This is a genomic window from Streptomyces javensis (genome assembly GCF_039525925.1).
Taxonomy (GTDB): Bacteria; Actinomycetota; Actinomycetes; order Streptomycetales; family Streptomycetaceae; genus Streptomyces; species Streptomyces asiaticus.
In genome coordinates, this window is sequence record NZ_BAAAIF010000074.1 from 1 (window position 1) to 20,239 (window position 20,239).

Here is a 20,239-nt window from a genome sequence, read left to right on the forward strand (position 1 = left end):
GCCGCGCCGCCCGCCGCGCGACCGTGGCGTCCGCGCCGCGCGCCTGCTCCAGCTCGGCCAGCAGTCCGGCCCGCTCCCGGGCCAGGGCCTCGCGGTGCGAGGTGCGGGCGGCCGCCCGCCGCTCGGCCGCCTGCCGCTGTTCCGTACGGCGGGTGTGCTCGCCCTCGGCCCGGTCCAGGGCCTCGCGGGCGGCGTGCGCGTCGGCTGCCGCGTCGCGGGCCTCGGCGTAGGCGGTGCGCAACTCGGCCAGGGCCCGGTCGAGTTCGGCCGCGTCCTCGCCCTCCGCCGTGGCCTCGGCGCCCGCGCGGGCCTCCCGCAGCGCGATCCGCGCCCGCTCGGCCTCCGCGCGGACCTCCTCGGCGCGCTGGTAGTCCGCCAGCGCGGCCTCCTCCGCCGTACGGTCCACATGTCCGGCCCCGGGCCGGGCCGGGCTCGGGTGCTCGGTCGCCCCGCACACCGCGCAGGGCTCTCCGGCGCGCAGCCCGGCCGCGAGCTCGGCCGCGATGCCGCGCAGCCGGGCCTCTTTGAGGTCGAGCCAGTTCTGCCGCGCGGCGGCGGCCCCTTCCCGCGCCCGCAGCAACTCCTCCCGCGCCTGCCCCTCCTGCCCGGCGAGCCGGTCCCGCCGCCGGGCGGCCGCCAGCCGCCGCTCGGCGGGCTCGATCCGCCCGCCGAGCTGCTCGGCCCGGGCCACGGCCTCCTTGTCGGCCTCGACCCGCCGCTGATGCGCCCGGTGGGTCTCCTCCCACCCGGCGAGCCACTCGGCGGCCTCCTGGACCGCCTCTTCGTCGGCGCGAGCCTCCCGATCGAGCGCGGCGATCTCACGGCGGACATCCTCCGCCCGAACCTCCCCCCGCCGCGCGGCACCCAACGCCCCCAATTCCTCCCGCACCCGCCGCTCGGCCCGCCCCAGCCATGCGGCATCGGCCTCGGCGAGCACCACGGCCGTCGCACCCGCTCCCTGCCAACCGGCGTCCCGCTCGCCATACGGCCCGTCACCGCCACAGGCCGCGCCCGCCGCCGCATCGCCACGACTCACTCGGGGCGCGGCCTCCCTCGCCGCGTCGGGACACTTCACGCCCGCGCCCCGTGCCCCCGCGGCGGCGGCCTCGTCGTGGGAAGGCCCCGCCTGCGACACTCCGCGCTCCGGCGCCCCGGGCCCACCCGAGGCGGCAGCGTCGCCGGACGAGGCCCGGCCCGCGCCTGCCCCGGAACCGGCCTTCCCACCTGCCGCACCGTTCTCGACGGCCGGGACCCGGCCGGTGGCGCACGCAACAGACGCGCCCACACCCGCGGCGGGGACGGCCCCCGGCACCTGCGACGACCCGCCCCCGGCGGCGCCCTCCCCCCGAACGGACGCGTCCGGGCCCGGCGCCCCCGTTCCGGTACCGCCCTCCCCGACCGCGTGCGCCATGGGGCGCCCCCGCGGGCCGGGTTCGCCGGAGGCCAATGTCCCCACTTCGCCGGAGGCCGACGTCCCCGCTTCGCCGGAGGCCGACGTCCCCGCTTCGCCGGACGGCGCCCGGCGCGGCGCGTCATCCGCGGTGTCCTCGTCGGGGGCCGACCCGGCCCACGCGCCTTCCCCGACCGCATGCGGCGGGGCGGGCTCCTCCGGGGACCCGGTGGCCTGTGCGGGCAGGGGTGCGTCGGGCGGTGCGGCCGGGCCGGGAGGTGTGCGTTGGTCGGGGATGTCCGGGGTCGGCTCGAGGGTCATGGCCGTCAGACCGGGTTCGGCGGACAGGCGGGTGCGGGCCTGGCGTTCGGTGGATTCGGCGGCGTCGTGGTCGCGGGCGGCGGCGGTGCGGAGGTCGAGTGCGGGGACCACCGCGTCGGCGGCGCGGGCGCGCTCCAGCAGCTCGCGCAGGCGGTCATGGTCGGGTCGCTGCCGTTCGAGGTCGTCCGCCCGGCGGCGGGCCTCGGTGTGGCGGCGCTGGAGCTCGGCCCGTTCGCGGGTCGCTTCGGCGGTCCGCTGGGCGGCGTCATGGGCCGCCTCGGCCGCTCGTACGGCGGACAGCGCGATGTCCAGCCGTTCGCGCGCGCCCGCGCGCGCGACGGCGGCCCACTCCAGGACCGCGTCGGCCAGCCCCGGCTCACCGGGGGTCAGTTCGGGCAGCGGGTGGCCGTCCAGCTCCGTGGTGCGGCCCGCCGCCTGTGCCATGCGGTGGGCGAGCGCGAGCAGCCGCTCGTCCCCGGCCGCGACCCGCTTCTCCGCCGCCCGCCGCTGCTCCGCCAGCCGTTCCTCGACGGCGGCGAAGCGGCCGGTGTCGAACAGCTTGCCCAGCAGCTTGCCGCGCGCCAGCTCGTCCGCGCGCAGAAAGCGGGCGAAGTCGCCCTGCGGCAACAGCACCACCTGGCAGAACTGCTCCCGGCTCATGCCGAGCAGCTGCGCGATCTCCTCGCCGATCTCCTGGTGCGAGCGGCTGAGGTCCTTCCACTTCCCCGCCCCAGCGCCGGTCGAGGATGTCGGCGGAACGTACTCGCGGAGCAGGGTCTGCGCCTTCTCCCGCGTCATCCCCGTGCCCCGTTTCTTGGGGCGCGGCTGTTCGGGGCGCCGGGTGATCTCCAGGCGCCGCTCCCCGACGGTGCATTCGAGAACGACCTCGGTCGGGGTCAGCGGTTCGGCGTGGTCGCTGCGCAGCGAGAGCCCGCTGCCCTGGCGGGCGCCGGGCACCTGGCCGTACAGCGCGTAGCAGACCGCGTCCAGGACGGACGTCTTACCGGCGCCGGTCGGCCCGTGCAGCAGGAAGAGCCCGGCGGCGGACAGCTCATCGAAGTCGATCTCCTGGGTGGCGCCGAACGGCCCGAAGGCCGTGACGGCGAGCCGGTGCAGCCTCATCGCTCCGCCTCCCCCGCGACGGCCCCTACGGCCGCCCCCGCGCCGTTCTCCCCGACCGGCGCGACATCCTCGCCCGGCACGACACCCTCGCCCGCGACGACACCCTCGTGCGCCTCGCTCCGTACCGCCTCCAGCGCGTCCCCGAGCAGCGCGCGCTCCCTCTCGTCCGGGCCGCGGCCGCCCCGCACATGGGCCACGAAGTCCTCGGCGATCTGCCGGTCCGAGCGGCCGCGCAGCCGCTGTGCGTACGAGGCGAGCGGATCCTCGGGGGGCCGCTCGGGGTCGAAGACCAGCGTGAGCACATGGGGGAAGCGCCGCGCCAGCCGGGCCATCGGCTCATGCGGGCGCACCGCGTCGGTCAGCGTGGCCTCGACCCACGCCTCCTCGTGGCGTTCGAGGTCCGGATCGGCGAGCAACTCCTCGATCCGGCCGCGGATCCGGGCCAGCGGCCGGGGCACCGGGCACTCCACCCGTTCGCACGACGGCGCCTCACCCGCCGCTCCCAGCTCCACCAGCCACATGGACTTGCGGTGCGCGGCCTCGGAGAAGGAGTACGCGAGCGGGGAGCCCGAGTAGCGGATGCGCTCGGTGATGGTCTGGCAGCCGTGCAGATGGCCGAGTGCCGCGTAGTCGACGCCGTCGAAGACCTCGGCGGGTACGGAGGCGACGCCGCCGACCGTGATGTCCCGCTCGCTGTCGCTGACCGCGCCACCGGTGACGAAGGCGTGCGCGAGGACGACGGAGCGGGTGCCGGGCGGCCGGGTGGCGAGGTCGGCGCGCACCCGGTCCATGGCGGCGCCCAGCACCGCCGTATGCCCGGCCGCCGGGGCGCCCAACTCCTCCCGCACCAGGCCGGGTTCGAGATACGGCAGACCGTAGAAGGCCACCTCGCCGCCGTGGTCGGAGAGGACGACGGGCGTGCCGCAGCCGGCGGGGTCGGTACGCAGATGGATCCCGGCCCGGTCGATCAGCCCGGCGCCGACGCCGAGACGGCGGGCCGAGTCGTGGTTGCCGGAGATCATGACCGTCGGCACCCCGAGGTCCGCGAGCCGGTGCAGGGCGTCGTCGAAGAGCTCGACGGCGGCGAGCGGCGGCACCGCGCGGTCGTAGATGTCGCCCGCGACGGCCACCGCGTCGATGCTCCGCTCGCGCACGGTGGTGACGAGGTGGTCGATGAACTCCCGCTGCGCGGCAAGGAGGCTGACCCGGTGAAAGGAGCGTCCGAGGTGCCAGTCGGAGGTGTGCAGAATTCTCACAAGTGGTCTCCGACCTGCACTTCTGTCCTTCCTTCCACCCCGGTGGCCAGCATCACACCCGCGGCGAGCACGCGGTGCGGGCACCGACCACGTTAGCCGCGATCGGTGCCCGGTCTCGCACGGACCTCGTATTTCCCTAGCCGTGGTGGTCCCTCCACCGCGCGTCCTCGGAGTCCTGGAGACCTTCGAAGGGGCGGGTGTCGAGGTAGTACCACTCCGCGGACGGGCCCGGCTGCGACGGGCCGTAGAACGCGTCGTACAGCGCACCGGACGACGACCGCTCATGCGGCTGTGGCGGCGGCCATGACGGGGACACGGGTGAGGGCGCGGGGCCGGACTTCCGCCCCGGCCCCGGAAGATCGGGCAGCAGCAATTCCACCCGTACGGCGCCCGACGCCCGCTTCTGCGCCGCGAACTCCTCGATCTGGCTGCGGCAGGCGTGGTCCAGATGGGTCACCCCCATCAGGTCCAGCCGGATCCGCGGTGTCCCCGCCGACCCCACCGCCTCCAGCGCGTCGATCACCTTGGGCAGCCGCAGAAACGTGGCGTTGCCGGTCATGACCAGCTTCGCGGTGTCGCCCTCGGTCCGGTGCTCGACGGAGGTCCGCGACATCCGCAGCGCCGCCAGGACGATCCCCGCCGCGAGCCCGACCAGCACCCCCTCCAGCAGCGCGGTGGCGACGATCGTGCCCGTGGTGATGGCCATCACCACGAACTCACCGCGGTCCTGGCGCCACATCTTCGGGAACTGCTCGGGCGCGAGCAGCTTCCAGCCGCTGTGCACCAGCACACCCGCCAGCACCGAGATCGGGATCAGGGCGAGAACGCTCGGCAGCAGCAGCGCGAAGGCCAGCAGCCACAGGCCGTGCAGGGTGCGGGAGAGCCGGGTCCTGGCCCCGGCCTGCACATTGGCCGAGCTGCGGGCGACGACGGCGGTCATGGGCAGCGCGCCGAGGATGCCGCAGACGGTGTTGCCCGCGCCCTGGGCGATCAGCTCGGTGTTGTAGCGGGTGCGCGGACCGTCGTGCATCCGGTCCACGGCGGCGGCCGTGAACAGGCTCTCCGCCGAGGCGATGACGGTGAAGGTGAGGACGGCGGTGAGCACCGCCGGATCGGCAAGCCCCGCGAACTGCTCCAGCCCTGGCACCTGGACGGCGGACAGCAGATCGCCCACCTGAAGGGTCTTCACCTCCACACCGGGCAACGCGGCGACCACGATGCCGATGGCGACGGCGACCAGCGCGGCGGGAATCCTGCTGACCGGCCCCGGCACCTTCTTCCAGACGAAGCTGAGGACGACCGTGGCGATGCCGAGCAGCGCGGCGATCGCCGTCTGCCCGCTCGCGAAGGTGGCGAGGACATGCGCGGGGAAGCCGAGGATGTTCTCGATGGCCGTGCCGGGGGCCGTCGCATCGGCCAGCGGATAGGACTGGCTGAACATCAGCGGCAGCCCGATGCCGGCGAGCATGCCCTGGACGACGGCGATGGAGATGGCCTGGAACATACGGCCCAGCCGGATCATCCCCAGGCCGATCTGGAGCAGTCCGGACATCAGCACGATCACCCCGAGCATGGCGATGCCATGGGCCTCGACGGTCTCCGCGACGAGCGCCGTGAGCCCGGCGGCGGGCCCGCTGACCTGGAGGGTGCTGCCCCGGGTCAAACCGACCACGAGGCCGCCGACGACACCGGTGATGATGCCGAGTTCGGCCGGGGTACCGGAGGCGACGGCGACACCGATGCACAGGGGGAGGGCCACGAGGAAGACGACAAGCGAGGCGGTGATCTCGGTGCCGAGCTCGGCGCCCTGGACGATCCCGCCGAGCTCTCCCCCAGCCTTGCCCTTTTCGTCGGCCTTATGGAAGCCAGGAGCCTCGGCCGTTTCTCCTACCGTTCCAGCGGCGGGCGCATATGTCGGCATCCGCTGCGTCGACTGAGGGTCGTGCGCCGCTTTCGGCGGGAACACCTCGTCGATGTCGTACGACGGCGATGAGACCGGCTGAATCCGGCCACGGGCATGTCGTCCGCTCGTCATGAGTACGCCCGGACGTCACCGTCGTTATCGAGAACGAGATCGAGATCATTATCGAGATCGAGTTCCTTGACCACGTCGCGCGGCCGGAATTCGGGAAATCGCCCGTCGGCCAGTTTCCGGTATTCGCACGGAGCCCTCATCGTGCCTCCCTGACGGGTGGTTGGACCAGATGCGAATCACCGTAGGGAGAGCCGTACCAGGCGAAGGCTAAACGAACACTAGAGCATGACAAGTTCTTCTCCAATATTCGGTTCCGCGCTCGCAACATTACAAAAACCAGGAAGCCATTCCGGTATTGCGGTACACAGGTCCCCATGACCGTACGAGCGCTACTCATCGAGGATGACGAGACGATCGCCGAACCCCTCGTCGAGGGACTGGGGCGGTATGGACTGACGGTGGGTCATGTCAGCACGGGGGCAGCTGGGCTGGAGGGGCCGTACGGGGACATCGTTCTGCTCGACCTGGGGCTGCCGGACATGGACGGCATCGACGTCTGTCGCGGAATCCGGCAACTGTCCGATGTGCCGATCATCATGCTCACCGCGCGGGGCGAGGAGGCCGACCGGGTCCTGGGGCTGGAGCTGGGCGCGGACGACTACCTGGCGAAGCCGTTCAGCATGCGTGAGCTGATCGCCCGGATCCGCGCGGTGACCCGGCGCTCCCAGCGCACCGCCACGGTGCCCTCCGCTCCGGCCGCCCCCGCCGCTGCCGTCGCACCGGACCCCACCGTCACCCCGCGGCCCGTCGCACCGCCGTCCGTCACACCGCCGTCCGTCACCCAGCCGCCCGCCGCCCAGCCGCCCGCCGCCCAGCCGACGCCCCGGGAGCAGGAGCCGCTGGTCGTGGACCGGCGGACGCGTCAGGTGTGGGTGGGCGGCGCACCCGTCAGCCTCACCCCCAAGGAGTTCGAGCTGCTGGCCCTGCTCACCGAGGATCCCGGCGCCGTGTACTCGCGCCAGCAGATCCTCGACCGCGTCTGGGACCCCCACTTCCACGGGCCGACCAAGACCCTGGACGTGCATATCGCCACTCTGCGCCGCAAGCTGGGCGATCCGGCCTGGATCCAGACCCTGCGCGGGGTCGGCTTCCGTCTGGCGGTCCACTCGGGGGTCCCGGCGGGGACCGCTTCGGGGGTCCCGGAGGCCGCCCGGCCGTGACCCGACGTCTGCTGCTCGGATATCTGAGCCTCGCCGTACTGACCCTGCTGAGCCTCGGCATACCGCTCGGCTATGTCTACGGCCGAGCCGAGCGAGCGCAGATCATCTCCTCGGCGGAGGACGAGGCCGAGTCGGTGTCCGCGTTCGCCTCGCTGTCCATCATGGCGGGCCGCGAGCAGCGCGAGCTGCCGCACCGCGCGCGGCACTGCGCCGAGCGCATCCGGGGCAGGGTGGTCATCGTCGGCGACGACGGCCGGCTGCTGGCGACCTCGCATCGCCTGTCCGCCGCCGAGTCTCGGAACCTGGTGTCGCGCCCCGAGATCGCCGCCGCGCTGCGCGGCCGGGACGCGATCGACGTCCGGACCTCCACCATCGGCGGTGTCCGCTATCTCTCGGTCGCCGCCCCCGTCGTCCACGGCGACGAGTTGCAGGGCGCGGTGCGGCTCACCGTGCCCACCGACGCGGTGGAGGCCCGGGTCCACCGGGCCTGGCTGCTGCTGGCCGTGGGCGGGCTCGCGATCCTCACGGCCGTCGCCGCCGTGGGGCTGGTCTTCGCCCGCTGGGCCAGCCGCCCCATCCTGGAGCTGGAGCGGTTCGCGCACCGCCTGGCCGACGGCCGGTTCACCACGCCCGCGCCCGTGACCTCCGGCCCGCCCGAGGTGCGCAGCCTCGCCGCCACCTTCAACCAGACCGCCGCCCGGCTGGAGCATCTGCTGGCCTCGCAGCGCGCGTTCGCCGCCGAGGCGTCCCACCAGCTCAAGACGCCGCTCGCGGCGCTGCGGCTGCGGCTGGACAATCTGGAGGCGGAGATGAGCGGGCACGCCCGGGACAGCCTCGACGCCGCGATAACCGAGACCGACCGGCTGGCCCGGATGGTCGAGGGGCTGCTCGCGATGGCACGGCTGGAGGAGAGCGCCGTCACCCCCGAACCGGTCGACCTGGACCAGGTGTGCGCCGAGCGCCTGCTCACCTGGAGCCCGCTCTTCGACCGGCACGGGGCCCATCTCGCGCTGCTCGGCGACCGGGTCGGCCAGGCGCTCGCGGTGCCCGGAGCCATCGAGCAGATCCTGGACAATCTGCTCTCCAACGCGCTGCGTGCCACACCCCTGGGCTCCACCGTCACCATGGTGCTGCGCTGTTCGGCCGCCGACCGCCGCCATCTCCCCGCGCGGCCCCCCTGGATCGAGCTGCATGTCATCGACGAGGGGCCCGGTATGACCGCCGATCAGCGCCGCCGCGCCTTCGACCGCTTCTGGCGCGCCCCCGACGCCCCGAAGGGCGGCACCGGTCTGGGGCTGTCGCTGGTGCAGCGGCTCGCCCATGCGAGCGGAGGGGAGGCCACGCTGGCCCGGGCGCCCGGTGGCGGCCTCGACGCAGCGATCCGGCTGCGGCCCGCGCCCCGCGCGCCCCAGGGCCGCCCGTCCCAGGGCCGCCCGTCCAGAATCGGCCTGCCCCGGAGAGCCCGGGGCGACCGGAGCGCGACGGAGTCCGCTCCGTCCCCGCCCTCGGTGCGCTCACCGGCGTAGGTCCAGGCCATCCGCCGTCCTCACGCGTCCGCCGTCCTCACGCGTCCTGGTACGCCTCGCCGCCGAGCTCCAGCGCGGCGGTGCCGGCGGTGGTGTCCGCCAGCCAGTCGCGGAAGGCGTCCACGTCCGCGTCGGGCAGCCCGAGTTCGATCGTCACGGCCTCGGCGTAGCGCACCTCGCGGACCGCCCGCCCCGTCGCCCGCAGATCGTTCTCCAGCTTTCCGGCCCGCTGGTGGTCCACGGTGACGGTCACCAGCCGGAACCGCTGCCGGGTGACGGTGCCCAGTGCGTCGAGCGCCTCGCCGACCGCGCCGCCGTAGGCCCGGATCAGACCGCCCGCGCCCAGCTTCACGCCCCCGTAGTAGCGGGTCACGACGGCCACCGCGTACCGGATCTCGCGGCGCAGCAGCATTTGCAGCATCGGCACCCCGGCCGTGCCGCCCGGCTCCCCGTCGTCGCTCGCCTTCTGCACACCGCCGTCCGCGCCGATGACATAGGCGAAGCAGTTGTGGGTGGCGGTGGGGTGCTCCTTCCTGACCCGCTGGATGACGTCCTGCGCCTCCTGCTCGGTCGCGGCGGGCGCGAGCGTGCAGAGGAAGCGCGATCGGTTGATCTCGATCTCGTGCACGCCTTCGCGCGCGACCGTCCGGTACCGCTCCTGCATCAGGCCACCCTATGTCCCGGCTCCCGCGCGCCGGTCACGCGTACGCGGCGGCGGTGGTCACGCGTACGTGGCCGCGGTGATCACGCGTATGCGCCGCCAATCGGGCGGAAAGCCACCACCAGCACGGAACGGGTCAAAGGCCCGGGTACGGATCTGGTTCCCGCCTCAGAGGAGCTCCGTATGTCCTTCAACCCGCTGGAGCAGCGTGGAATCCCGCTGGACCGCCAGACCCGCACCTGGCGTGAGCTGGACGTCTCCCCGGTCGATCCGGACCGCTGCGACCCGTACACCCGGTGCCGGATCATCACGATGAACGGCATCGAGATCGAGGCGATCCTCTTCAGCCACCAGATGGCCCGCCACTGCGAGGACATGGACGTGAAGCGGCAGCTGGCCGAGACGCGCTCCGTCGAGGCGCAGCAGCAGAAGGCGGTGAACTGGCTGCTGCCGGGGGTGGCCTCGGTGCTGGAGACCACGATCGCGTACGAGCAGGTGGCGGTGGACCTGACCGCGTGGGTGGCACGGATGGAGCCCGATCCGTACCTCACACAGGCGTACCAGTTCGGGGTGCTGGAGGACTTCGACCATCTGTACCGGTACGCCAACCTCTACGAGATGATCGAGCACCGCAAGGCGGAGGAGATCGTCCAGGGGCTGACGGAGATCATGCCGGGCCGCCCGACGAAGTACCACCACCGCAGTCCGGTGGACAACGTCCGCGAGCCCTACGACCGCAACCGGACCGACCCGCTGTCCAAGCTGCACGCGCTGACGATCATGTCGGCGGAGCAGCAGACCATGAACTTCTACATGAACGTCGGGCCCACCTACATGGAGCCGATCGCGCGCCGGCTCTACCAGGAGATCGGGCTGATCGAGGAGGAGCACGTCACCCACTACGAGTCCCTGGTCGACCCGGGTGAGACCTGGTGGGAGCAGCTGGTCAACCACGAGTACAACGAGTGCTACCTCTACTACTCCTTCATGGAGCAGGAGTCGGATCCCAAGGTGAAGTCCATCTGGGAGCTGCACCTCAACATGGAGCTGGAGCATCTGCGCATCGCCTGCGACCTGATGCGCCGCAACGACGGCCGCGAGCCGGAGGAGGTCGTCGCCCCGGAGCTGCCGAACGTGCTCACCTTCGAGCCCAACAAGGGCTACATCCGCGAACTGCTGGACACCCAGATCGACCTCACCACGCTCGGCACCGGCTATGTGCGCGAGGCCCATGAGCGCTTCCAGGCCATGCAGGCACTGCTCAACGACAGTGACCAGCCGCCGAGCGAGCGGGTGATGGCGGAGCACCGCGACATGTTCGGGCGGGAGTACCGGCTGGAGACCGAGGGTGAGCACCCCGAGCCGTCCCTGCGCTCACGCGACTGACCGATTCCCGGCCCTACGGAGGACAGACATCGTGGCAGACCGATCCGGATCCGGCGCCATCGGCGGCGAGGACGACGTGGTGGCGCTGCTGATGCGCCAGCACGGTGATATCCGCAACCTCTTCGACGAGGTGGAACGGACCACGGGGGACGAGCGGCGGGACGCCTTCCGCAGGCTCGTCCGGCTGTTGGCCGTCCATGAGACAGCGGAGGAGGAGGTCGTCCACCCGGTGGCGCGGCGGTCCTTCGACGGCGGCGAGGGGGTGGTGGAGGACCGCCTGCGGGAGGAGAGGCAGGCCAAGGAGAAGCTCAGCAGGCTCGACGGCATGGACCCCGCCGACGCCGGGTTCCTGCCGCTGCTCATGGAGCTGCGCACCGAGGTCATGGCGCACGCACGGGCCGAGGAGCGCTACGAGTTCATCCAGCTGCGGCGGCGCACCGACCCCGGGCAGCTCGCCGCGATGGCCAAGGCGGTCAGGGCGGCCGAGGCCGTGGCCCCGACCCGTCCGCACCCGGGTGTGGAAACGGCGGCGAAAAACATCGCGCTCGGGCCGATGGCGGCCACCGTCGACCGCACCCGTGACACGGTCCGCAAGGCGATGGGGAAGGACGGCTGACCGCGCCCGGTCAGCCCTTTCCGCCACTTCAGCCCTTTCCGCCACTTCAGCCTTTCCCGCCACTTCAGCCACTTTCACCGCTTCCGCCACGGCCGAATCGGGCCGGTCGGTGCAGGGGCCCCCACGCGCCCCGCTGGCGCCCCACCACGTCCTCGGCTTCGGCGATCACGCTCTCGGCGATCCAGGCGACGGGCTCCACATCGCGGACCAGGGGTTCGTTGTCCGGCCCCCGGCCGGTCTCCTCCCCCTTGAGCACCCAGGGGCGGACGTCGGCGGAGCCCTGGTCGTCGTCCCGGAGGTGAAGGTAGTCGCACAGCCTCCGGGCGACCCAGACGGTCGTGGGCAGATCCTTCGCCCACTCCTCGAAGACCATGGGGTTGGCCGACAGGCCCGGCATCTTCATGCCGGTGAGCCCGTCCCGGCTGACCGCGCTGCCTTCCAGGTCCGCCTCGGGCCCTCGGGACCAGCGGACGAAGACCGGTTGGCCCTGCTCGATCAACTCCACGAGCTGGTGCAGAGCGGTGTAGGTGGGGAGTGTGGTGCCTGGCATGATCGCCCTTGAGTACCCGTGGCCGACGCCGCCAATCCGCCGCCCCCTGCCCCGGCCGCACGGAGGTCGCCGATCCGCCGCCCTCCCCCGACCGCACGGACGCCGCCCGGCCCGCTGATCGGCGGGAAGGGCGGCGCCCCACGGGAAGTGCCACGGCGTCCGGGTCAGCGGCCCAGGGCCTTGGCCAGCTGGTCCTTGGTCATGTTGGAGCGGCCCTCGATGCCGCGCTGCTTGGCCTCGTTGTACAGCTGGTCGCGCGTCGGGCCCTTGGGACCCGTCCGGTTGCCGGAGCGCTGGCCGCCGCGCTGCGGCGCGGACTTCGGGTCCCGGGTCGAGGTCTTGCTGGCGGCCCGGGACTCGCCCGAACGGGCACGCTCCTTGTTGACCGTACGGGCGGCCATTTCCTTCGCCCGGCCGGTGGACGCGCCACGCTGCTCGGCGCCTTCCTTGATGTGCTCGTACTGCCGTTCACGCTTACGGCTGGATCCTGCGGGCATGGTGTCTTCCTCTCCTTCCACCCCCTCGGTCGGTGGCGGTCGGCGGTGGTGATCGCCGACCGCAGGAGTCGGGTTCCCCCCGCTCCCTCCCCTATAACCAGCATGCGTCTCCTGGGCGTCGGCCGGATGCCGTGCGATGTGCGCGATGCGCGGGATTGGTCTTTCGGCAGTGTCCGCCGGTCCCCCGGCTTCGTAAGGTCACCTCCTCACGTCCCGTGAACCGGAGGAGCTGATCGCGGGGGTGCGCGCGGTGGCCGACGGCGCCGCCTATCTGTCACCGAAGGTCGCGGCCCGTGTCGTGGCCCATCTGGCGTCCGGCGGCGCGGGAACCCTGGCCGACCGCCGTACCGCCGCCCGCGCGCGGGTCGACGATTCCATGGCCAGTGACCGTAGAAACGGCGACGGCCCGCCACCTCTGGCAATCGGCGAGGTCAGACCCCTGACCACCGTCGGGGTTGACACCCCGGCGCGCCCCGGGGAATCTCCGGGGCACCCGGCCCGTTCTGGTGCGAGGGGACGGCACCGCGACCACAGGAGGCAGGCATGTACGGCGACCCGGCGACGGTCCGCACGATCCTCACGGAGCTGGGCGACACCTGGGCCATCGTGGGCCTGTCGACGAATCAGCGGCGTGCGGCGTACGGCGTCGCCGATGTCCTCCAGCGCTTCGGCAAGCGCATCGTGCCCGTGCACCCGAAGGCCGAGACGGTGCACGGCGAGCGCGGCTACGGTTCGCTCGCCGAGATCCCGTTCCCGGTCGACGTGGTCGATGTCTTCGTCAACAGCGACCTGGCGGGCCCGGTCGCCGACGAGGCCGTCACCATCGGCGCCAAGGCGGTCTGGTTCCAGCTCGGCGTCATCGACCCGGAAGCGTACGACCGCACCCGCGCCGCCGGTCTGGCCATGGTGATGGACCGCTGCCCGGCCATCGAGATCCCCCGGCTGGGCTGAGCTCCTCGGGCGGCGTCAGGCGCCCAGGCCCTCCAGGACCACCGCGCCCGGCAGCCCCGCGAGCAGCTTGCCCGGCACGATGAGCTTGCCGCGTCGGCTGCCGCTGCCGATGAGGGCGTACGGGATGTCGGCCACGGCGGCGTCCAGCAGGAGCGGCCAGTCGGCGGGGAGTCCGATCGGGGTGATGCCGCCGAACTCCATGCCGCTCTCGCCCGTGGCCGTGTCGATCGGGGCGAACGAGGCCTTGCGGGCGCCGAGGTGGCGGCGCACCACGCCGTTGACGTCCGCGCGGGTGTGGGCCAGGACCAGGCACGCGGCCAGGGTGGTCTCGCCACCCCGCTTGCCCGCGACCACCACGCAGTTGGCGGACAGCTCCAGCAGCCAGGAGCCGTAGTTCTCGACGAGCACGGCGGTGTCGGCCTTGTCCGGGTCCGTGTCCACGAACAGCACCTGCTCCACCGGCTCCGAGCCGCGCCAGTCGCGCAGCGCCTCGGCGACGGGAGCGGTCAGCAGGTCCAGGCACTCGACGGCGGGACGGACCTCGTCGAAGGCATCCATCGGCGTACTCATGCCGCCAAACTAGCAGTCGGAGCGGGCACGAGGGCCGGACCCGGCGGCCTCAGCGCGCGGGTGGCACCGACACCGCCATGGTCATCTCCACCGGCGCCGTCCCGTCGTTGCGGTAGGTGTGCGGGGTGTTCGCCTCGAACGCCACCGAGGTGCCGACCGGGGCGGTGTGGGACTCACCGCCGATCACCAGGGTGAGCTCGCCCGCCGTCACATGGATCAGCTCGACCGTGCCGGAGGGATGCGGATCGGAGCTGCTCTCGTCGCCGGGCATCAGCCGCCATTCCCACATCTCCAGCGGGCCGTCCGCCTCGGTGCCGACGAGCAACGCGGTGTAGCTGCCCGCCTCGGTGGACCACATCCGCACCGCCTGGTCGGGCGGGACGAAGGTCACCCGGGGCCCCTGCTCGTAGTCGAGCAGTGTGGTGATGCTCACGCCGAGCGCGTCGGCGAGCTTGACGGTGGTGCCCACGCTCGGATTCGTACGGGCCTGCTCAATCTGGATGATCATGCCCCGGCTGACCCCGGCGCGGGCCGCCAAGGCGTCGAGGGTGAAGCCGCGTTCATTGCGCCAGCGTTTGAGGTTGCGGGCGAGCGACTGCGTGAGCTGGTCGAGGTCCGTCACGTTCCGGTCCGTCCATCCGTCCAAAATAGTGAATGGCGTAGTCGAGTACAGTGAACTACTGTGGGCTGTACTCCCACGTCCACCACACTGTACGGCGAGGTTCCCCCATGTCCGCACTCTTCGCTCTTGCCACCAGCCTGCTCTGGGGGCTGGCCGACTTCGGCGGAGGGTTGCTCACCCGGCGCACACCCGCGCTCACCGTGGTCGTCGTCTCCCAGATCATCGCGGTCACCGTCCTCGGCGCCATCGTGGTCGCCACCGGCGGATGGTCCGAGGCGGGCCCGCAGCTGTGGTTCGCCGCGGCGGCAGGTGTGGTCGGCCCGGCCGCGATGCTGTGCTTCTACCGGGCCCTCGCGCTCGGCCCGATGGGCGTCGTCTCCCCGCTCGGCGCGCTCGGCGGGGTCATCGTGCCGCTCGGTGTCGCGCTGGTGCTCGGCGAGCGGCCCGGGCTGCTCCAGGTCTCGGGGGTCGTGGTGGCGGTCGCGGGCGTGGTCCTGGCGAGCGGTCCGCAGACCGGCGGGGCGCCCGTCCAGCGGCAGACGCTGCTGCTCACCCTGGTGGCCGCGCTGGGCTTCGGCTCGGTGATGGCGCTGATCGCCGAGGCGTCGCACACGCTGACCGGGCTGTTCCTCGCGCTGTTCGTGCAGCGGGTGTGCAATGTGGCGGTCGGCGGCGGCGCGCTGCTGGTCTCCGTGCGGCGCGGCAACCCCGGGCTGCCCGAGGGCGGGATGGGCGTGGTGCGGGCGTCGCTGCCCTCGCTCGCCTTCGTGGGCCTCGCCGACGTGGCGGCGAACGGCACGTACAACCTCGCCGCGCACCACGGCCCGGTCACCGTCGCCGCGGTGCTCGCCTCCCTCTACCCCGTGGTGACCGCCCTCGCGGCCCGCGGGCTGCTCGGCGAGCGGCTGCGGGTGGTCCAGGCCACGGGCGCCGGGCTCGCCCTGGTGGGCACGCTGCTGCTGGCCACGGGCTGAGCGGACCGCGGCCCGGCGCCCACCCGGCCCTGCGCGAGCGGCCCTGCGTCGCAAGCCGGCGTGCGTAAAGCCATGCATAAGCCGATGTGCTCCAGGAACCCACTACGCCATGGGGCACGGATACGAGAAGCTGTACATGGTGCGGGCCGAGGCCCGGGGGATCGTGGATGCCGCGGCGCGGGCGTGGCAGGGGCCCGGGCGGGAGCGGGACCTGCTCGTGCAGTCGCTGAAGGCGGCCGGGGCGGCCACGCTCGCCTGGGCGGTCTCGGGGTGGTGGCTCAAGGACCCGGTGGCGCTGATGGCGCCGTGGGTGGCGGTGGTCCTGGTCCAGGCCACCGTCTACCGCTCGCTGTTCAAGGGGTTGCAGCAGCTGGTGGCCATCGCCGTGGGCACGCTGCTGGCGGCGGGGGCCGAGGCCCTGACCGGGAACATCCTGATCTCGGTGGCCCTGGTCCTGCCCGTCGTGATGCTGCTCAGCAACTGGCCCCGCCTCGGCGACCAGGGCATCTACGGCCCCACCACCGCGCTGTTCACCCTCACCTCCGGCCCCGTGTCCAGCCTCACCGTCTCCCACCGGCTGCTACAGGCCCTGCTGGGCGCCGCGATCGGCATCGCCGTCAACGCGCTGATCGTCCCGCCGGTCCATCTGCGGAATGTGCGGGAGAACCTCAGCAGCCTCGCGCGCGGTGCTGAGGGCGCCCTCGCGGGCATGGCCGAGGGACTGGCCCATAACGACTGGTCGGAGGAGACCGCCACCGACTGGCGGCAGCTGTCCGATCGCCTCCAGCAGCGGCAGGCAAGCCTGCGATCCGCTCGGCTGTGGAGCCATGAGAGCCTCAGGCTGAATCCCCGGCTGCCGTGGAAATCGCGCAAAAGGCTGCCGCCGCTTCCCGATGAGAGTGAGGACCAGCGGTGGGGAGCGATCGCCGCCCAGATCGGCGGGATCGCCAACACCATGATCGACATCGTCGACGAGAACCGCACCATCCCCTCCCCCGACCAGCGGGCGCTCGGCGACTACGGCCTGCTCCTGTGCGACCTGGCGGCCGCGTGCGCGGCCCGGGCCGATCTGATCTGTCTGCCGTCCGCCCCTGACGACGAGGACGCGCACGCCCGGCTGGAGGAGGCGCTGGACTCCGTCGAACGGCGCCACGACGCCCTGCACAAGGTCCTCTGCGATCAGCACAGCGTCTCCACCGCCACCACCGCCGTCCTGGGCACCCTGCTGGTGCAGGCCCAGAACATCTGGCATCACATCGCCCCGGACACCTGGCCCCGCGCCACTGACGGGGCATAGCACCCGGTCGTCGGGGTACATCGGTGCAGTCCCCCGCGGTGGTGTCGGGGCGGAGTTGTGAGGAGTGGTGCCCATGAAGCCGATCGGCCAGACACGGCCGGGATTCCCCTGCTGGGTGAGTCTCGCCGCCCCCAGCCTCCGGGCGGCGCAGGAGTTCTACACCGCGGTGCTCGGGTGGACCTGGCGGCCCACCGGGATGGGTGAGGAGTTCCGTACGGCGCTGTTCGGCGGGGCACCGGTGGCCGGGGTCGGGGCACTCGCGGACAGCCTCAGGGGCGCGGTCGCCTGGACACCGTTCTTCGCCGTGGCGGACGCGGACGACACCGCGGCACACATCCGTGAGCGGGGCGGCACCGTCGGCGTCGGCCCGCTCCCGTTCGGCACCGGCCGCCGCGCCGCACTGGCCGCCGACCCCGACGGCGCCGTCTTCGGCTTCTGGGCGGGAGAGGCGCTGCCCGGCTGGCCGTCGGGTCCGGTGGAGGGCGCCCCGGCCTGGCTGGAGCTGCGGACCCGGGACGCGTTCGCGGCCGCCCTCTTCTACGGCGAGGTCTTCGGCTGGGCGTCACCGGAGGGCAACTGCTCCGTGGAGTACGAGAACGACGAGGTGATCGTGCGCGAGGAGGGCCGCAAGCTGGCGGTGGTCCACGGCGGCGCCGTCGAGCAGGCACCCGACCCCCGGGTAAGGCCGCGCTGGTACGTCCACTTCCGCGTCCCCGACGTGACGGCCGCCGTGGCGGCGGCCCGCGCCGCCGGTGGCACGGTCGCCCTCCCGCCGGACGCCTCTCCCACGGGCCGTCAGGCGATCCTGTGCGACCCCGACGGGGGGCTGTTCACCGTCACCACCGCCTGAGCGGACGGCCCGCCCCGGCACCCCGGTCCGGCTCGGCGAGATGGCGGAAAGACGACGCCGGTGCGTGATGAAGCCGGTCCGGCCGGGAAGCCGTGGAGGCGGAGAGCGCGGGGGAACACGCTGTCGTCAGGACGGAGAGCGGTGATGACCACCACGGCGGAGGAAGCCCGGACCGGTCCGCCCGCCCCGCGCGTCATCCGGTTGCCGGGGATCGTGCTGGGGGTGGGGCTCGGCGGATTCGTCGACGGGATCCTGCTGCACCAGTTGCTCCAGTGGCACCACATGCTCAGCAGCACCAACCACGACCGCGTCGGCGTGCGGTTCTACAACCCGGACACCGTCTCGGGTCTGCGGATGAACACCGTGTGGGACGGCATCTTCCACGCCGTGTGCTGGATCTCGGTACTGCTGGGGCTGGCCATCCTCTACGCCCGGGTCACCCACGACCGACGCCGGGTGTGGGGATCCCGCGTGCTGTGGGGGTGGATGCTGGTCGGCTGGGGCCTGTTCAACCTCGTCGAGGGCGTGCTGGACCACCAGATCCTCGGCATCCACCATGTCCACGGCGGCCCGGAACAGCCGTGGTGGGACGCCGGTTTCCTCGTCCTGGGCGCCCTGCTGGTGGCCGGAGGCTATCTGTTGCAGCGCGGCGGGGCGCCCTCCGGCCCCGAGGCGCCCCGCGCCACCGGGCGCGGGTGATGGGCGGCGCGGCGCATCCCGGCCATGGGCACGGCGGGGGCGGCGGCCCGCTGGACGTATGGCTGCCGGCCCTCGCCCTGCTGGGGTGCGCCGTCGGCTACGCGCTGACGGTCCGCCGCGCCCGCCGCCGTCACCCCGCCCAGGGCTGGCCGCTCGCGCGGTCGCTGAGCTTCGCGGCGGGGCTCGTCCTGGTGGCCGTGGCGCTGCTGCCGCCGCTCGCGCCGTTCGCCCATGCGGACTTCCGCGGCCATATGGCCCAGCATCTGCTGCTCGGGATGTACGCGCCCCTGGCGCTGGTGCTCGCGGCCCCGGTCACCCTGCTGCTGCGCGCCCTGCCCCCGGACCGCGGGCGACGCCTGACCGCCGTGCTCCGCTCCCGCCCCGCGCGGCTGCTCGGCCACCCCGTCACCGCCCTGCTGCTGACCACCGGCGGGCTGGTGCCGCTGTACTTCACCCCCGTCTACGACGCCACCGTGGGCCACCCCGGATGGCACTGGCTGACACACGCCCACTTCCTGCTCTCGGGCTGGCTGTTCGCGTATGTCATCGCCGGTCCCGATCCGGCCCCCGCCGGGCCGGGGGTGCCGGCCCGGCTGGTGGTCCTCGGCGTCGCCATCGCCGCCCACGCCGTCATCGCCCAGCTGATGTACGGGGGCTTCTGGGTCGAGGTGAGTGCCCCGATCGCCGAGGTCCGGGGCGGTGCGGAGATCATGTACTACGGCGGCGACCTCGCCGAGCTCCTCCTGGCCGCGGCCCTCGTCACCACCTGGCGGCCCGTGCGGACGCCCCGGAAGCCCGTGCGGACGCCCCGGAAGACGCACGGGACACGGGTACGCCCGCTGCGGCGGCCGCGGGAGGAGATCCGCGCCGACCCACGGACCCTGCCGAAATCCGGGTGACGGTGAGGTTACTTCCAGGGGGCCCGGGGGTACCTGGGCGTCACGTCATCGCAGCGACCCCCGGGGGACCACGGTGACCAGGCCCTTCCGGTCCAGACCGCGGGCCGGAAGAGCCGCTTCGGCTGACGCGTCGGCTTCCGGGTCGACGCCTCAGCCGTCGATTCCGCCGCTCTCGCAGATCTGCCGGGCGATGTCCCGCAGCTTGACGTTGCGCTCCTGGGACACCCGTCGGATCAGCGCGAAGGCGTCGTCCTCGCTGATCTTCAGGCGTTCCATGAGGATGCCCATGGCCTCCCCGATGGTGTGCCGGGTCTGGATCGCCTGCTGGAGCTGATCGGCGGTGCGGGCGCTGGAGAAGGCGACCGCGGCATGCGAGGCGAGCAGCCATCCGGCCGTCTCGCTGGCCTTGGTGAAGACGGCGGGGTGCCGCGAGTAGAGGTTCAGTGCGCCGAGGTTCTCCTGCTCGGTGTAGAGCAGGAACCCCATCATGCTGCCGATGCCGAGTTCGCGGGCCTCGCTGACGAAATCCGGCCAGCGCTCCTCGGGCTCGGTGAAGTCCTTGATCCGGAATACCCGCTCGCCTTCCAGTCGGCGGGCGGCGTCGAAGCAGGGCCCCTCGCGGAGCCGGCCCTGGAGCCGGTCCGACCGCACCACCAGCCCGTCGGTGGGGGCGAGGGACTCCACGCGGTTGCCGTGGAGCACCAGGATGCCGGCCGCGTCGCAGCCGTCCACGATGTCCACCGCGGACGCGCTGATCCGGTCCAGCGTGGCCTCCACGGACTCCTGCGCCAGCAGGTCCCGCGCCATGGTGGCCATGCGCTCGGCAAAGGCTTCCCAGTCCATGCCCACCATCCGAT

19 protein-coding genes and 1 pseudogene are annotated in these 20,239 nt (G+C 72.9%); 11 read left to right on the forward strand and 9 right to left on the reverse strand.

Annotated features, from left to right (window positions below; translation table 11 throughout):
• The 3 genes from ABD329_RS39835 to ABD329_RS39845 form a co-directional block, all read right to left on the reverse strand.
• Nucleotides 1–2,833 (reverse strand): AAA family ATPase (locus tag ABD329_RS39835; RefSeq protein WP_344317685.1); only part of this gene is annotated, 2,833 nt, incomplete at its 3' end.
• Nucleotides 2,830–4,089 carry an exonuclease SbcCD subunit D gene (locus tag ABD329_RS39840; RefSeq protein ID WP_309142917.1) on the reverse strand — a complete coding sequence of 420 codons (1,260 nt, stop codon included), beginning with the start codon at nucleotides 4,087–4,089 and terminating at the stop codon, nucleotides 2,830–2,832. The genes ABD329_RS39835 and ABD329_RS39840, both read right to left, overlap by 4 nt.
• Before the next feature lie 136 nt (nucleotides 4,090–4,225).
• Nucleotides 4,226–6,124 (reverse strand): SulP family inorganic anion transporter, encoded by a 1,899-nt coding sequence (locus ABD329_RS39845; RefSeq protein ID WP_198281156.1) that lies wholly within the window; start codon nucleotides 6,122–6,124, stop codon nucleotides 4,226–4,228.
• A gap of 314 nt (nucleotides 6,125–6,438) precedes the next feature.
• Between ABD329_RS39845 and ABD329_RS39850 the strand changes: the two genes are divergently transcribed.
• The gene (locus ABD329_RS39850) at nucleotides 6,439–7,284 is read left to right on the forward strand and encodes a response regulator transcription factor (protein ID WP_344317686.1); all 846 of its coding nucleotides are present in this window, start codon (nucleotides 6,439–6,441) and stop codon (nucleotides 7,282–7,284) included.
• Nucleotides 7,281–8,810 carry a sensor histidine kinase gene (locus ABD329_RS39855; RefSeq protein WP_198281266.1) on the forward strand — a complete coding sequence of 510 codons (1,530 nt, stop codon included), beginning with the start codon at nucleotides 7,281–7,283 and terminating at the stop codon, nucleotides 8,808–8,810. Before ABD329_RS39850 ends, ABD329_RS39855 begins: the two co-directional genes overlap by 4 nt.
• Nucleotides 8,811–8,847: 37 nt before the next feature.
• Here ABD329_RS39855 and ABD329_RS39860 read toward each other — a convergent pair whose 3' ends face one another.
• A complete protein-coding gene (locus tag ABD329_RS39860; RefSeq protein WP_137981211.1) occupies nucleotides 8,848–9,474 on the reverse strand; it encodes a YigZ family protein in 627 nt (208 codons plus the stop codon).
• A 180-nt stretch (nucleotides 9,475–9,654) separates the two neighbouring features.
• On the opposite strand from ABD329_RS39860, the gene ABD329_RS39865 reads away from it, so the two are divergent.
• Both ABD329_RS39865 and ABD329_RS39870 read left to right on the forward strand, forming a co-directional pair.
• Entirely contained in the window at nucleotides 9,655–10,857 is a 1,203-nt protein-coding gene (locus tag ABD329_RS39865; RefSeq protein WP_198281267.1) for a hypothetical protein, read from the forward strand.
• Between the two features lie 31 nt (nucleotides 10,858–10,888).
• The gene (locus tag ABD329_RS39870) at nucleotides 10,889–11,473 is read left to right on the forward strand and encodes a hemerythrin domain-containing protein (RefSeq protein ID WP_309142919.1); all 585 of its coding nucleotides are present in this window, start codon (nucleotides 10,889–10,891) and stop codon (nucleotides 11,471–11,473) included.
• 64 nt (nucleotides 11,474–11,537) lie between these two features.
• Here the strand turns inward: ABD329_RS39870 and ABD329_RS39875 are convergent, their stop codons facing one another.
• Both ABD329_RS39875 and ABD329_RS39880 read right to left on the reverse strand, forming a co-directional pair.
• Entirely contained in the window at nucleotides 11,538–12,023 is a 486-nt protein-coding gene (locus tag ABD329_RS39875) for a DUF6098 family protein (protein ID WP_344317688.1), read from the reverse strand.
• 164 nt (nucleotides 12,024–12,187) lie between these two features.
• Nucleotides 12,188–12,520 (reverse strand): plasmid stabilization protein, encoded by a 333-nt coding sequence (locus ABD329_RS39880; RefSeq protein ID WP_198278257.1) that lies wholly within the window; start codon nucleotides 12,518–12,520, stop codon nucleotides 12,188–12,190.
• Nucleotides 12,521–12,716: 196 nt separating this feature from the next.
• On the opposite strand from ABD329_RS39880, the pseudogene ABD329_RS39885 reads away from it, so the two are divergent.
• Together ABD329_RS39885 and ABD329_RS39890 are read left to right on the forward strand one after the other, a co-directional pair.
• Nucleotides 12,717–12,887: pseudogene (locus ABD329_RS39885) on the forward strand (DNA-binding response regulator); the annotation flags it as partial.
• A gap of 176 nt (nucleotides 12,888–13,063) precedes the next feature.
• Nucleotides 13,064–13,471 (forward strand): CoA-binding protein, encoded by a 408-nt coding sequence (locus ABD329_RS39890; RefSeq protein WP_198278258.1) that lies wholly within the window; start codon nucleotides 13,064–13,066, stop codon nucleotides 13,469–13,471.
• Nucleotides 13,472–13,486: 15 nt separating this feature from the next.
• Here ABD329_RS39890 and ABD329_RS39895 read toward each other — a convergent pair whose 3' ends face one another.
• Both ABD329_RS39895 and ABD329_RS39900 read right to left on the reverse strand, forming a co-directional pair.
• Nucleotides 13,487–14,041, reverse strand: coding sequence for a YbaK/EbsC family protein (locus tag ABD329_RS39895; protein ID WP_198278259.1), 555 nt, complete (start codon nucleotides 14,039–14,041; stop codon nucleotides 13,487–13,489).
• A 49-nt stretch (nucleotides 14,042–14,090) separates the two neighbouring features.
• A complete protein-coding gene (locus tag ABD329_RS39900; protein WP_198278260.1) occupies nucleotides 14,091–14,663 on the reverse strand; it encodes a helix-turn-helix domain-containing protein in 573 nt (190 codons plus the stop codon).
• A 107-nt stretch (nucleotides 14,664–14,770) separates the two neighbouring features.
• Between ABD329_RS39900 and ABD329_RS39905 the strand changes: the two genes are divergently transcribed.
• From ABD329_RS39905 to ABD329_RS39925, 5 genes are all read left to right on the forward strand, one after another.
• A complete protein-coding gene (locus ABD329_RS39905; protein WP_198278261.1) occupies nucleotides 14,771–15,637 on the forward strand; it encodes an EamA family transporter in 867 nt (288 codons plus the stop codon).
• Nucleotides 15,638–15,746: 109 nt separating this feature from the next.
• Nucleotides 15,747–16,934: an FUSC family protein gene (locus ABD329_RS39910; RefSeq protein ID WP_246618605.1), complete on the forward strand. Its 1,188-nt coding sequence runs from the start codon at nucleotides 15,747–15,749 to the stop codon at nucleotides 16,932–16,934.
• A gap of 73 nt (nucleotides 16,935–17,007) precedes the next feature.
• Nucleotides 17,008–17,784: a VOC family protein gene (locus ABD329_RS39915; RefSeq protein ID WP_198278262.1), complete on the forward strand. Its 777-nt coding sequence runs from the start codon at nucleotides 17,008–17,010 to the stop codon at nucleotides 17,782–17,784.
• A 144-nt stretch (nucleotides 17,785–17,928) separates the two neighbouring features.
• Nucleotides 17,929–18,483, forward strand: a complete 555-nt coding sequence (locus ABD329_RS39920) for a DUF2243 domain-containing protein (RefSeq protein WP_198278263.1) — start codon at nucleotides 17,929–17,931, stop codon at nucleotides 18,481–18,483.
• On the forward strand, nucleotides 18,483–19,382 hold the full coding sequence (locus ABD329_RS39925; protein ID WP_198278264.1) for a cytochrome c oxidase assembly protein: 900 nt from the start codon (nucleotides 18,483–18,485) through the stop codon (nucleotides 19,380–19,382). Before ABD329_RS39920 ends, ABD329_RS39925 begins: the two co-directional genes overlap by 1 nt.
• A 150-nt stretch (nucleotides 19,383–19,532) precedes the next feature.
• Here ABD329_RS39925 and ABD329_RS39930 read toward each other — a convergent pair whose 3' ends face one another.
• Nucleotides 19,533–20,225 (reverse strand): GAF and ANTAR domain-containing protein, encoded by a 693-nt coding sequence (locus ABD329_RS39930; RefSeq protein WP_198278265.1) that lies wholly within the window; start codon nucleotides 20,223–20,225, stop codon nucleotides 19,533–19,535.
• Nucleotides 20,226–20,239: the final 14 nt, after the last annotated feature.

Coding starts and splice junctions, on each gene's coding strand:
- ABD329_RS39910 (WP_246618605.1), top strand. CDS start 15,747: ATGGGGCACGGATACGAGAAGCTGTACATGGTGCGGGCCGAGGCCCGG.
- ABD329_RS39925 (WP_198278264.1), top strand. CDS start 18,483: ATGGGCGGCGCGGCGCATCCCGGCCATGGGCACGGCGGGGGCGGCGGC.
- ABD329_RS39845 (WP_198281156.1), bottom strand. CDS start 6,124: ATGACGAGCGGACGACATGCCCGTGGCCGGATTCAGCCGGTCTCATCG.
- ABD329_RS39880 (WP_198278257.1), bottom strand. CDS start 12,520: ATGCCCGCAGGATCCAGCCGTAAGCGTGAACGGCAGTACGAGCACATC.
- ABD329_RS39895 (WP_198278259.1), bottom strand. CDS start 14,041: ATGAGTACGCCGATGGATGCCTTCGACGAGGTCCGTCCCGCCGTCGAG.
- ABD329_RS39850 (WP_344317686.1), top strand. CDS start 6,439: ATGACCGTACGAGCGCTACTCATCGAGGATGACGAGACGATCGCCGAA.
- ABD329_RS39875 (WP_344317688.1), bottom strand. CDS start 12,023: ATGCCAGGCACCACACTCCCCACCTACACCGCTCTGCACCAGCTCGTG.
- ABD329_RS39865 (WP_198281267.1), top strand. CDS start 9,655: ATGTCCTTCAACCCGCTGGAGCAGCGTGGAATCCCGCTGGACCGCCAG.
- ABD329_RS39890 (WP_198278258.1), top strand. CDS start 13,064: ATGTACGGCGACCCGGCGACGGTCCGCACGATCCTCACGGAGCTGGGC.
- ABD329_RS39905 (WP_198278261.1), top strand. CDS start 14,771: ATGTCCGCACTCTTCGCTCTTGCCACCAGCCTGCTCTGGGGGCTGGCC.
- ABD329_RS39920 (WP_198278263.1), top strand. CDS start 17,929: ATGACCACCACGGCGGAGGAAGCCCGGACCGGTCCGCCCGCCCCGCGC.
- ABD329_RS39915 (WP_198278262.1), top strand. CDS start 17,008: ATGAAGCCGATCGGCCAGACACGGCCGGGATTCCCCTGCTGGGTGAGT.
- ABD329_RS39860 (WP_137981211.1), bottom strand. CDS start 9,474: ATGCAGGAGCGGTACCGGACGGTCGCGCGCGAAGGCGTGCACGAGATC.
- ABD329_RS39930 (WP_198278265.1), bottom strand. CDS start 20,225: ATGGACTGGGAAGCCTTTGCCGAGCGCATGGCCACCATGGCGCGGGAC.